This is a genomic window from Pseudonocardia sp., assembly GCF_025465255.1.
Lineage (GTDB): Bacteria > Actinomycetota > Actinomycetes > Mycobacteriales > Pseudonocardiaceae > Pseudonocardia.
In genome coordinates, this window is record NZ_JAODNI010000171.1 from 1 (window position 1) to 11,350 (window position 11,350).

At 73.5% G+C, this 11,350-nt stretch carries 10 protein-coding genes and 1 pseudogene; 9 read left to right on the plus strand and 2 right to left on the minus strand.

What is annotated here, in order from left to right; translation table 11 throughout:
- Positions 1-131, plus strand: a pseudogene (locus JWP64_RS20670) (3-hydroxyacyl-CoA dehydrogenase); the annotation flags it as partial.
- A 152-nt stretch (positions 132-283) separates the two neighbouring features.
- Here JWP64_RS20670 and JWP64_RS20675 read toward each other — a convergent pair.
- Entirely contained in the window at positions 284-1,072 is a 789-nt protein-coding gene (locus JWP64_RS20675) for an SDR family NAD(P)-dependent oxidoreductase (protein WP_297499655.1), read from the minus strand.
- Between the two features lie 165 nt (positions 1,073-1,237).
- On the opposite strand from JWP64_RS20675, the gene JWP64_RS20680 reads away from it, so the two are divergent.
- The 6 genes from JWP64_RS20680 (at position 1,238) to JWP64_RS20705 (ending at position 7,953) form a co-directional block, all read left to right on the plus strand.
- Positions 1,238-2,155: a TIGR03619 family F420-dependent LLM class oxidoreductase gene (locus JWP64_RS20680; protein WP_297499657.1), complete on the plus strand. Its 918-nt coding sequence runs from the start codon at positions 1,238-1,240 to the stop codon at positions 2,153-2,155.
- 357 nt (positions 2,156-2,512) lie between these two features.
- The gene (locus JWP64_RS20685) at positions 2,513-3,442 is read left to right on the plus strand and encodes an ABC transporter permease (protein WP_297499659.1); all 930 of its coding nucleotides are present in this window, start codon (positions 2,513-2,515) and stop codon (positions 3,440-3,442) included.
- Positions 3,432-4,481 carry an ABC transporter ATP-binding protein gene (locus JWP64_RS20690; protein WP_297499661.1) on the plus strand — a complete coding sequence of 350 codons (1,050 nt, stop codon included), beginning with the start codon at positions 3,432-3,434 and terminating at the stop codon, positions 4,479-4,481. The genes JWP64_RS20685 and JWP64_RS20690 overlap by 11 nt, the downstream gene beginning before the upstream one ends.
- Positions 4,474-5,403 carry an ATP-binding cassette domain-containing protein gene (locus JWP64_RS20695; RefSeq protein WP_297499663.1) on the plus strand — a complete coding sequence of 310 codons (930 nt, stop codon included), beginning with the start codon at positions 4,474-4,476 and terminating at the stop codon, positions 5,401-5,403. Before JWP64_RS20690 ends, JWP64_RS20695 begins: the two co-directional genes overlap by 8 nt.
- Positions 5,400-6,980 (plus strand): ABC transporter substrate-binding protein, encoded by a 1,581-nt coding sequence (locus JWP64_RS20700; RefSeq protein ID WP_297499665.1) that lies wholly within the window; start codon positions 5,400-5,402, stop codon positions 6,978-6,980. Before JWP64_RS20695 ends, JWP64_RS20700 begins: the two co-directional genes overlap by 4 nt.
- A gap of 25 nt (positions 6,981-7,005) precedes the next feature.
- The gene (locus JWP64_RS20705; RefSeq protein WP_297499666.1) at positions 7,006-7,953 is read left to right on the plus strand and encodes an ABC transporter permease; all 948 of its coding nucleotides are present in this window, start codon (positions 7,006-7,008) and stop codon (positions 7,951-7,953) included.
- Between the two features lie 23 nt (positions 7,954-7,976).
- Here the strand turns inward: JWP64_RS20705 and JWP64_RS20710 are convergent, their stop codons facing one another.
- A complete protein-coding gene (locus JWP64_RS20710; protein ID WP_297499668.1) occupies positions 7,977-9,029 on the minus strand; it encodes a TIGR03857 family LLM class F420-dependent oxidoreductase in 1,053 nt (350 codons plus the stop codon).
- A gap of 85 nt (positions 9,030-9,114) precedes the next feature.
- On the opposite strand from JWP64_RS20710, the gene JWP64_RS20715 reads away from it, so the two are divergent.
- Both JWP64_RS20715 and JWP64_RS20720 read left to right on the plus strand, forming a co-directional pair.
- Positions 9,115-10,185 carry a phosphotransferase family protein gene (locus tag JWP64_RS20715; RefSeq protein ID WP_297499670.1) on the plus strand — a complete coding sequence of 357 codons (1,071 nt, stop codon included), beginning with the start codon at positions 9,115-9,117 and terminating at the stop codon, positions 10,183-10,185.
- 18 nt (positions 10,186-10,203) lie between these two features.
- On the plus strand, positions 10,204-11,350 hold a 1,147-nt coding region (locus tag JWP64_RS20720), incomplete at its 3' end, for a TetR/AcrR family transcriptional regulator (RefSeq protein WP_297499672.1).

Consider the following 11,350-nt stretch of genomic DNA (forward strand, 5'->3'; position numbering starts at 1 on the left):
GCGTGCCGTTCCCGAAGCGGATGGGCAGCCCGTCGGAGTACGCGGAGCTGGTGCACAGCATCGCGATCAACGACTACATCAACGGCGAGGTCATCCGGATCGACGGCGCCCTGCGGTTCCAGCCGAAGTAGGCCCGCGAGCTGCTGCCGCGGCGCCGGGTCCCCGGCGACGCGGCAGCGCTCGGCGATCCGGCTGACCGGCACGTCACGGGACCTCCGTCCGCGGTGACGTACCGCCGGGACCGATCACCGGTCCGGACCGGCCGCGGGGCGCGGCCCGGCGCTCACGAGCCGGCGGCCGCCTCGGCGTCGGCCACGGCGTCGCCGTTGATGGAGAAGCCGCCGTCCGCCGTCAGCTGCGTGCCGGTCACGAACTCGGCCCGGTCGGAGGCCAGATAGGACACCGCGTAGGCGATGTCCATCGGGTTCCCGATCCGGGTGAGCCGGCCGCCGCCGGTGTGGTGGCCGGAGTCTCCTCGCAGCGCCACCACCCGGCCGACGAGCACGGAGTTCGCCCGGATGCCGTCCGCCGCGCCCTCGACGGCGAGCGTGCGGGTCAGGGCGGACACCCCGGCCTTGGCCGCGCCGTAGGCGCCGAACCCCTTGAACCCGGCGATCGACTGGCCGGAAGAGATGTTCACGATCGACGCGCCGTCCGCCGCCGCGAGGTGCGGCCAGGCGTACTTCGACACCCAGAACACGTTCCCGGTCAGCGTGCCCACCAGGATGCGGTTCCACTCCTCGGTCGAGGTGTCCGCGAGGGGCTTGACCGTGCTCGCCACCGCGTCCGTGGGCGCGGCGTTGTTGACCAGCGTGGTCAGCGAGCCGAACAGGCGCACCGTCTCCTCGACGACCTCGCGCACGTTCTGCTCGTCGGTCACGTCGAGCCGGAGGAACTCCGCCTCGCCGCCGGCCTCGCGGATCCGCCCGACGACCTTCTCGCCCTTCTCCACCGTGCGTCCGGTGACCACCACCCGTGCTCCCTCGGCGGCCAGGTGCTCCGCGATCGAGCGGCCGATGCCGCGCGTCGACCCGGAGACCAGCGCGACCTTGCCGTCCATCAGTCCAGGCATGTGCCCTCCCAGCTCGGGGCACCCTCGGTGCCCGGGACCTCGTCGTCGCCACGAAGGTGTCACTGGTGTTAGATTCTGTCAACGAATCGGACGTCCGTCACCTGCTCGAGCGGCAGAGATCGCTGTAGGCGAGACGTCAGACAACCCTCACGGAGAGGTGGGGCCATGAGGTTCCTGCTGATGTTCCCGATGCGCGCGGTCAAGCACCACGAGCGCTGGCTCGGCACGGCGGACCTCGGGGACGTGGCCCGCGTCGTGGAGGACGCGGGCTTCGACGCGATCGCGATGACCGAGCACCCCTACCCGGACGACCGGTGGCTCGCCGAGGGCGGCCACCACTCGTACGACCCGTTCGTCTCACTCGCCTACATGGCGGCGGCGACGCGCCGGCTGCGCCTGGTCACCTACGTCCTGGTGGCCGCCTACCGGAACCCCTACCTGTCCGCGAAGGCGATCGCGAGCCTGGACTCGGTGTCGCGCGGGCGGCTCACCGTCGGCATGGCCGCGGGTTACCTGCGTTCGGAGTTCGACGTGCTGGGGGCGGATTTCGCGAACCGCGGCGCGATCCTGGACGACACGATCGCCGCCATGCGGGACGCCTGGGCGGGCCGCGAGCACGCGGGCGAACGGTTCCCGGCCCGCGGTCACAGCATGGTGCCCGCGCCCGTGCAGCTCGGTGGACCGCCGATCTGGATCGGTGGCAACAGCAGGCCCGCACGCCGGCGCGCCGTCCGGCTCGGCGACGGGTGGATGCCGATCGCGCAGACCCCGGAGATGGCCGCGATCACCCGGACCCCGCCGCTGGAGACGATCGAGGAGCTCGCGGAGCAGGTGACCGCGATGCACGCCGACCGGCTCGCGGCCGGGGGAGCCCCGCTCGACGTCGCGTTCGCGCCGTTCGAGAAGCGGCACGGCCGCGGTGCCGACGCGGCCGAGTTCGCCCGCGCCCTCGGCGCGCGCGTGGGGGCGTACGCGGACGCGGGCGTCACCTGGCTGACGATCGAGCCCACCAGTCGCTCGTTCGCGGACTTCCGCGACGACGTCGGCCGCCTCTCCGACCTCCTGCTCGAACCTGCGCGCTAGGCCGCACGGCGGCCCAGTGGTCGCGCATGTCTGACAGTGATGTCTTAGAACCCGGGTGCTCCGCACCCGGGTTCTTTGCGCTGTTCAACGGCATTTCATAACGAAATCCGGAAAGGTCTTTACACGAACTGGGGTGACTGATCTAACATCAGGTACTCCATCTGACAGGTGTGCCACTTCTCGGCGCACCGCCAGCGGCACGGGGGTGCCACGGCCGGCACGGCACGGGCCCCCGATCTCGCTCGCGGGCCCCTCGATCGGCTCGAGCATGCCCGGGTCTCCCATCACACACGACGAGGTTGCGATGAGACGTCAGCAGCGGCACCCTGCGTGCCGCCCCCACCACGGATGCGCACCATGAGCGTCCCCGGAGTGCCGCTCACGGCGGCCGGCCCGGAGGAGACGGCCGGCCTGGAGACCCTCGCCGCGCCGCCGCGCGGCCGCAGGCGGGTCGTCAGCCGCCCGCTGCGCGAGCTGACGGCGAACCGCGGGGCGGCGGTCTCCCTGGCCTTCCTCGTGCTCCTGACGCTCGCCGCGGTGTTCGCGCCCCTGATCGCCCCGTACGACCCGGACGTGCAGAACCTGCGGGCGACGCTGGAGGGGCCGAGCGGGACGCACCTGCTGGGCACCGACGCGTTCGGCCGGGACCTGTTCAGCCGGCTGCTGGTCGCCTCCCGGGTCACGCTCGTCGCGGTCGTCGAGGCGCTCCTCGTCGCGATCGTGCTGGGCGTCCCGGCGGGCCTGCTCTGCGGCGTGGTGCCGTGGCTGGACAAGATCATCGCCCGGATCGCGGACGCCCTGCTCGCGGTGCCGCCGATCGTGCTCGCCCTCGCGGTGGTCGGGGTGCTCGGCCCGGGCCTGACCAACGCGATGATCGCGCTCGGCATCGTCATGGCGCCGTCGCTCTTCCGGCTCGCCCGCAGCTCGGCCGCCTCGGCCTCGCGGGAGCTCTACATCGAGGCGTGCCGCTCGGTCGGCTGCTCGGGCTGGCGCCTGGTGTGGCGGCACGTGCTGCCGAACGCCGGCTCGCCGCTGCTGGTGCAGACGACGTTCTTCGCGGGCGTGGTGATCCTCGCCGAGGCGAGCCTGAGCTTTCTCGGCCTGGGCGTGCAGACCCCGGACTCGAGCTGGGGCTCGATGCTGCGCGACGCGTTCGACGTGATCTTCGAGGCGCCCGGCTTCCTGGTCGCGCCCGCCGTGATGATCGCGCTGACCATCCTCGCCTTCGCCGGCTTCGGCGACGGGCTGCGCGACGCGCTGGAGGGGCGGGGCTCCGATGGCCGTTGACGCGACCGCCGCCCCCGGCGGCGCCCCCAACGTCCCCGGCCGGGCCCCACTGCTCGAGGTCGACGGCCTCACCGTCGAGTTCCGGTCCGGCGCCGGCCGGGTCCGGGTCGTCGACGACGTCCGGTTCACCCTGGACCGCGGCCGCACCCTCGGGCTCGTGGGGGAGTCCGGCTCCGGCAAGACCGTCACGTCGCTCGCCGTCATGGGGCTGCTCCCGCCCCGCTCCTCGTGGGTCGAGGGATCGGTGCGGCTCGACGGCCAGGAGCTCGTCGACGCCGCCGGGGCCGAGCTCACCGACCTGCGCGGCCGGGACATCGGCATGATCTTCCAGGAGCCGCGCCGCAGCCTGAACCCGGCGTTCACCGTCGGCGAGCAGATCGCCGAGATCGCCCGCCGGCACCTCGGGCTGTCCCGCAAGGACGCGTGGGACCGGGCGGTCGAGATGCTGGACACCGTCAACATCGCCGACGCGGCGCGGCGCGCCCGGCACTACCCGCACGAGTTCTCCGGCGGCATGTGCCAGCGCGTGATGCTGGCCGGGGCGCTGGTCTGCCGGCCGAAGCTGCTGATCGCGGACGAGCCGACGACGGCCCTGGACGTCACCGTGCAGGCCCGGATGCTGCGGCTGATGAACGAGCTGCAGGCCGAGTTCGACCTGGGGATCCTCTTCATCACCCACGACCTCGGCGTCGTCGCGGAGATGGCGGACGACGTCGCGGTGATGTACGCGGGCGAGCTGGTGGAGCAGGCGCCCGTCGACGACCTGCTGAGCCGGCCCGAACACCCGTACACCGCGGGGCTGCTCGGCTCGAGCCCGGACGTGCAGGGACACGTCGAGCGGCTCCGCTCGATCCCGGGGTCGGTGCCCGCCGTGGGCGCCTGGCCCGCCGGCTGCCGCTTCCACACCCGGTGCGAGCACGCCCGCCCCGGGACCTGCGACACGGACCCGGTCGCCCTCGCGGACGGGGGGCCGGGCCGCAGGGCGCGGTGCGTCCGATCCGGCGAGCTGCACCTGGAAGGGGTGGGCGTCGATGCCTGAGACCACGGACACCGGACCCGCGGAGCCCTTGCTCGAGGTCACCGACCTGCGCAAGTCCTTCGTCACGAAGCGGGACGTGTTCGGCCGCGCCGTCGCGCGGGAGGACGCCGTCCGCGGGGTCTCCTTCACCCTGCCGCACGGCCGCACCCTGGGCATCGTCGGCGAGACCGGCGCCGGGAAGTCGACGGTCGGACGGCTGGTCCTGCGGCTGGCCGAGCCGGACGCCGGGTCGGTCCGGCTGCTCGGCGCGGACGTCCTGTCGTTGAGCCGCCGCGACCTGCGCCGGTTGCGCCGCCGCGCCCAGATGATCTTCCAGGACCCGTTCGCGTCGCTGGACCCGCGGATGCTCGTCGGCCAGACGATCGGCGAGCCGCTGCTCCTGCACGCCGGGCTCAAGGGCGCGGCGCGCACCGCGCGCGTCGTCGAGCTGCTCGGCCGGGTCGGGCTGCCGGCCGGGACCGCGGACCGCTACCCGCACGAGTTCTCCGGCGGGCAGCTGCAGCGCGTCGCGATCGCCCGCGCCCTGGCGAGCGAGCCCGACCTGATCGTCTGCGACGAGCCGGTCGCCGCCCTCGACGTGTCCGTGCAGGCCCAGGTGCTGAACCTGCTGCTCGACCTGCAGGCCGAGCGCGGCCTGTCCTACCTGTTCATCAGCCACGACCTCTCGCTGGTCCGGTCCTTCGCCCACGAGGTGGCCGTGATGAACCACGGCGAGATCGTCGAGAGCGGGCCCGGCTCCGAGCTCTTCGGCCACCCGCAGCACCCCTACACGAAGGAACTGGTGTCGGCGATCCCCGTGACCCGCCCCGGCCGCCGGCGCTCCGCGGCCGTCCGCCGGGCCGCCGCCTCCATCCCGGCCGCACCCGAGCCGCCGGTCGTACGTCCCGTTCTGTCCCACGTTCTGGAAGGTGACCCGTCATGAGACGTACCCGCGTGCTCACCGTGGTGTCCGCGGTACTCGCCCTGGTACTGGCCGGTTGCGGGGGTGGTGCCGCGACCTCCGGCGGTTCCGCCGACGCGGCCGCCGTCGACCCCGCCGGGACGCTGCGGCTGGCCTGGACCGTCCCGCCCACGAACTTCGACCCGCACCTCACCATCGACCCGCGGATCGGCTACCCCTACCTGAGCCCGGTGTACGACCGGCTCACCCAGGTGGGCAAGCAGGACGGCGGGCCGAGCGAGGTCCGCCCGATGCTCGCGAGCTCCTGGGAGTTCTCCGCGGACGGCCGCACCCTGACCCTGAAGCTCCGCGACGACGCGACGTTCCACGACGGGACGAAGGTCGACGCCGCCGCGGTGAAGGCGAGCTTCGAGCGGGGCAAGACGCTGCAGGGCTCCACCGCGGCCGCGGCGTTGAAGGTCATCGACACGATCGACGCGCCGGACGCCGGCACCGTCGTGCTGCACCTGACCCGCCCGGCGGCCGACATCCTCTTCACGCTCTCCACCGTCGCCGCGTCGATCATCAGCCCGAAGGCGCTGGCGGGCGGCGCCGACCTCGCCACCCGGGAGGCCGGGTCCGGCCCCTACACCCTCTCCCAGCTCAAGGCCGGTGACCGGGCGATCTACGCGCGGTCCGCGGGCTACTGGGACCCCGCCGCCCAGCAGGCGGCCACCGTCGAGCTGGTCGGCATGGTCGACGACAACGCCCGGCTCAACGCCCTGCGCAGCGGCCAGGTCGACGCGGTGCTGATCAAGATCGGCCAGTACACCGAGGCCTCGCGGATGGCCCAGGGCGGCGCGTTCTCCGTCGAGGAGATGGGCCCGGTCTCGTGGTACGCCACGTTCCTCAACACCGCCCGGCCCCCGCTCGACGACGTGCGCGTCCGGCAGGCGCTGAACTACGCGATCGACCGGGAGGCCATCGACAAGTCCGTGCTGGACGGGCAGTGCAAGCCGACGTCCCAGCCGCTGCAGGACGGCGAGCGCGGCAACGCCCCGAACGTCGCGGGCGCCTACCGGTACGACCCCGCCGAGGCCAAGCGGCTGCTGGCCGAGTCCGGGCACGGGAACGGCCTGAACCTGAGCCTGGTGGTGATCTCGGGCCTGGCCCCCCAGATCAACCTCGCGCCGGTCGTGCAGGCCCAGCTGGCCGAGGTCGGCGTCACCGTGACCATCACCGCGGTCGACACCGTCGCGGCGAGCCGCGTCTGGAACGGCGGGCAGTCCGACCTGTACGTGCACGTCCATTCGTCGACCGCGGAGCCCGCGGTGACGCTGCAGAGCGCCTACCAGAGCGCGGCCTACCCCGGTCCGGCCCCGGACGGGTTCGCCCAGCTCATGCAGCGCGGCACGGACTCGACCCTGGCGCCCGACGCCCGCTACGCGGAGCTGCAGAAGGCCTCCGCCTTCGCGTCGGAGAACGCGATGGACCTGTTCATGTGCGCCATGCCGTCGTTCTACGCACAGTCGAAGTCGGTGGTCGGGCTGGACAAGGGGAGCGCCCCGTTCGGTGGGATGTTCGACTTCCGCTACGCCGGCGTGACGGCGAAGTCGTGACCCGCCCGGGAGCGGGAGGCACGCCGTGCTGAGGTTCATGGCCCAGCGGGTGCTGATGGCGGTGCCCGTGATCGTGCTGGTCTCGTTGTTCGTCTTCCTGCTGCTCGACCTGCTCCCGGGGGACGCCGCGGTGGCCATCGCGGGGGAGAACGCGACCCCCGAGCAGATCGCGGACACCCGGGAGCGGCTCGGCCTGGACCTGCCCCTGCTGGAGCGGTTCTGGGACTGGTTCACCGCCGCGCTGCACGGGGACCTCGGCACGTCGCTCTACACCGGGCAATCCGTCGGCGGCGCGGTCGCCGAGCGGCTGCCGGTGACGGCGTCGCTCGCGGTCGTCGCGCTGCTGATGGCCGTGGCGGTGGGGGTGCCGCTGGGCGCCCTCGCCGCCACCCGGCCCGGGTCCCGGGTCGACCGCGTGGTGGGTGTGGCGGGGTCGCTGGCGATGGCGCTGCCGCCCTTCGTCATCGCCCTGGTCCTGGTGGTGGTCTTCGCGATCCGGCTCGCGGTGCTCCCGGCCACGGGGTACGAGTCGATCGCGGACGGCGGCGTCGGGGTGTGGCTGAGCCACCTCCTGTTGCCGGCGGTGGCCGTCGCGGCGCTGCTCGGGGCGGAGCTCGCCCGGCAGACGCGGGGTGCGCTGCTCGACGCGCTGAGCCAGAGCTACGTGCGCACCGCGCGGGCCCGGGGGCTGAAGCCCCTGAGCGTCGTCGGCAAGCACGCGCTGAAGAACGCGGCGGCCCCGGTGGTCACCGTGCTGGCCCTGCAGGCCGGGCACGTGCTCGGGGCCGCGGTCACGGTCGAGTTCGTGTTCGCGATGCCCGGGTTCGGGTCCCTCGCCGTGGACGCGGTCAACCAGCGGGACGTGCCCATGATCCAGGGCGTCGTCTTCACCAGCGCGCTGGTCGTGCTGGTGGCGAACCTGCTGGCGGACCTCGCCTACGGCTACCTGAACCCGAAGCTCCGCGCGGGCTGACCGGACTCGGCGGTCGGGTGGACTCAGGGGTGGGTGACGTGCTGGAGCATCGGGCCGAGCAGCTCGGGGGTGGCGCCGTGCAGGGCGATCTCGTCCGCGCCCGCCGCGAGGTAGGCGCGCAGCTGCGCGGCGCAGGCTCCGGCCGTCCCCACCGCCGCCGAGGACTCGATCCACGCCCGGGGGATCAGCTCCCGGGCGACGTCGACGAGCTGGTGGCGGGTGTAGTGGTGGTCCGCCGCGCCGCGGATGCCGCTGAACATCGGGTGCGCCCGCAGCGTGTCCAACGGCGCGGCGTCCCAGCCGTTGACGGACACGAGGTTCTCGCCGAAGCCCGGGATCTGGAAGTAGGTCACCGCCCGCGCCGCGACCACGGCGCCCTCCTCCTCGGCGGTCAGGTCCGGGGCGCTGACCACGGTCGCGTACACGCGGACGGCGGACGGGTCCCGGCCCGCGTCCACCGCGGCCTTGCGGACGCGCTCGGCGGAGCGTCCGACGGCCTCGGGGGTGAGGAACGGGTGCAGCAGCACGCCGTCGAAGTGCCTCCCGGCCAGCTCCAGGCTCTTCGGCCCGATGGCGGCCAGCACGATCGGCGGCGGGGGAGCGTCCGGCAGGTCGCCGAGGCGCATCTTCGGGAAGGACCCGGCGGGCCCGTCGTAGGAGACCTTCTCGCCGAGGCAGAGCCGGCGCACGATGTCCGCGGTGTCGACGAGGACCGCGTTGGTGACGGCGGGCAGCCCGACCGACCTCCAGGTCGCCGCCACCGACCGCCCCACCCCGAGCACGAACCGGCCTCCGGTCAGAGCCTGGGCGGTCATCGCGGTGGAGGCCAGGGTGAGCGGGTGGCGCACGCCGAAGTGCGTGATGCCCGAGCCGATGCGCACGTGCTCGGTCGCCTGCCCGATCGCCCCCACCAGGACGCCGAGGTCCTTCGTGCCCCAGCGCTCGCTGAGCCACACGGAGCCGAGGCCGAGATGCTCGGCCGCACGGGCCTGGCCCACCGCGGCGCGCGGATCGGGTACCCGTCCGGGGAGGACGTAGGCGCCCATGCTGTCCAGGACTGTTCCGGAGGTCGACACCACCGTATTCTGACACTGTGTCTCCCTAATGACCACAGTCGTGGCCGGCCCGGGGAAATCGAGGACGACAGCGAGGAGTGCGGCGATGACGGTCGCGACGCGGCGTGAGGTCGAGCAGACGGGGCGGCTGCTGACCGGCTGGCTCGCCCGGCGGCTGGGGGCCGACGACGTCGTCGTCTCGGACCTGAAGCTGCCCGACGCCGGGTTCTCGAACGAGACGGCGTTCTGCGAGGTCGACTGGACGGGGCCGGCCGGGCCGGAGCACCGCTCCTATGTCCTGCGCATCCAGCCCACGGCGCATCAGCTCTTCGTCGAGCCGAACGCGCTGTTCCAGGCCCGGATGATGCGGGCCCTCGGCACCGCCACGGACATCCCGGTCCCGCCGGTGCCGTTCGTCGAGCCGGACCCGGAGCTGTTCGGTGCGCCGTTCTACGTGATGGAACGGGTGCCGGGCCGGATCCCGCCGGACGTGCCGAGCTGGCACCGCCGCGGCTGGACGACCGAGCTCCCGATCGCGGAGCGCGGCCGGCTCTACGACAACGGCCTGGCCGCGCTGGCCCGCCTGCACGCCGTGGACTGGCAGGCGGGGTTCGAGTTCCTCGGTCCCGACGGCGGCCGGGACCCGCTCACGGCGTACCTCGACCGTCTGACGGACTGGTACACCTGGGCCCGGGCGGACGTCGCGCACGACGCGGACGTCGTGGCGGCCGCGCTCGAGTACGTCCGCCGGGCCCGGCCGGCTCCCGAGGGCGAGGGCATCGTCTGGGGTGACGCGCGGCCGGGGAACATCATCTTCGCCGACGACCTGAGCGTCGCCGCGCTGATCGACTGGGAGACCACGACCATCGGACCGCCCGGTATCGACCTGGGCTGGTGGCTGGTCTTCGAGGACTACCTGAGCGAGGCGCAGGGACGCCCGCGGCTCGAGGGCGTCCCGGGCCGGGAGGCCACGATCGCCCGGTACGAGGAGCTCGCCGGGCGGACCGTGCCCGGCATCGCCTACTACGAGGTGCTCGCCGCGCTGGTGCTCTCGCTGATCACCAGCCGGCTCACCCGGCTGCTGATCGAGGGCGGCCTCGCCGAGGACGTCGCGACCGAGTACACGACCCGCGTCACCGGCATGCTGCGCCGCCGGCTGGACCGCGCCGACAACTGAACACCACACGGGGGGACGATGGGCAACGACGGTGTCGCCCGGCGCGCGAGCTACGGCCCGCGCAGCCCGGTCGTCGGGGAGCGTGGGGCCCGCACGCGGGCGCACATCCTCGACGTCGCCCTGGGCCTGTTCGCCGAACGCGGCTACCACGCCACGTCGGTCGACGACGTGGCCGTCGCGGCCGGCGTCTCCCGGGCCACCCTCTACCAGTACTTCGAGGGCAAGGACCAGGTCTTCGCCGAGCTGCTCGACGAGTGCGGCGGCGCACTGCTGCGGCTGATCCGCCGGCTGGGCCGGCTCGGGCCCACCCCGGTGGGGTTCGACAACCTGCACTGGTGGCTGGGCGAGTGGGCCTGGGTGTACGACCGCTACGCGCCGATGTTCGTGCAGTGGGACGTCATCGACCACTCCGGCCGCCCGTTCCGCCCGATGGTCGCGACGTTCGTCGACGCGTACGCGGCCGGGATCGCCGCCCGGCTCGGCGAGTCCGGCTTCGCCGACCCCGAGCGTCTCGAGCTGGGGGCGGCGCTGCTGCTCGTCGTGCACCGGGTGAACCTCTACCGGCACACCGGGTTCGTGCGGGCGGGCGAGCGCGAGCTGCTCGACGGGCTCGCCGTGGTGGTCCAGCTGGTCCTCTTCCCGGAGACGCCGCCCGACGTGGTGGCCGGCCTCGTGACGTGCGAGCCGGACGAGGCGGCCCGGCCGCCCGTCCCGCGGCCCTTCGCCGCACCTCCGACATCGCGGCCGGATCTCGGGACACGTGCCCAGGGGACCGTCCGGCAACTGCTCGACGCAGGCCTCGCGGCGTTCTCGGCGCACGGCTTCCGGCACGCCAACCTCGACGCCGTCGCGGCGGACGCGGGCGTGGCCAGGGCCACCCTCTACAAGTACTTCCGGGACAAGGCGTCGCTGCTGATCGCCCTCAGCGAGGAGGCGGCCTGGGCCGTGATCGCCGAGGTCGCCCGGCTGCCGGAGCTGCACCCGCCGTCCGGGCGGGCACCGGCGCCGGCGGACGTCCGCGCCTGGCTCGACTCCTATGTGGCGGTGAACGCGCGGTACCGCGGCGTGCTGGCGGTCTGGTTCGACGAGCCGGAGATGCCCCGCTCCGTCCGGGTCGCGGCGGCCGCGGCGTCCGCACACCTCTACTGGGGGGTCGCCGCGTTCC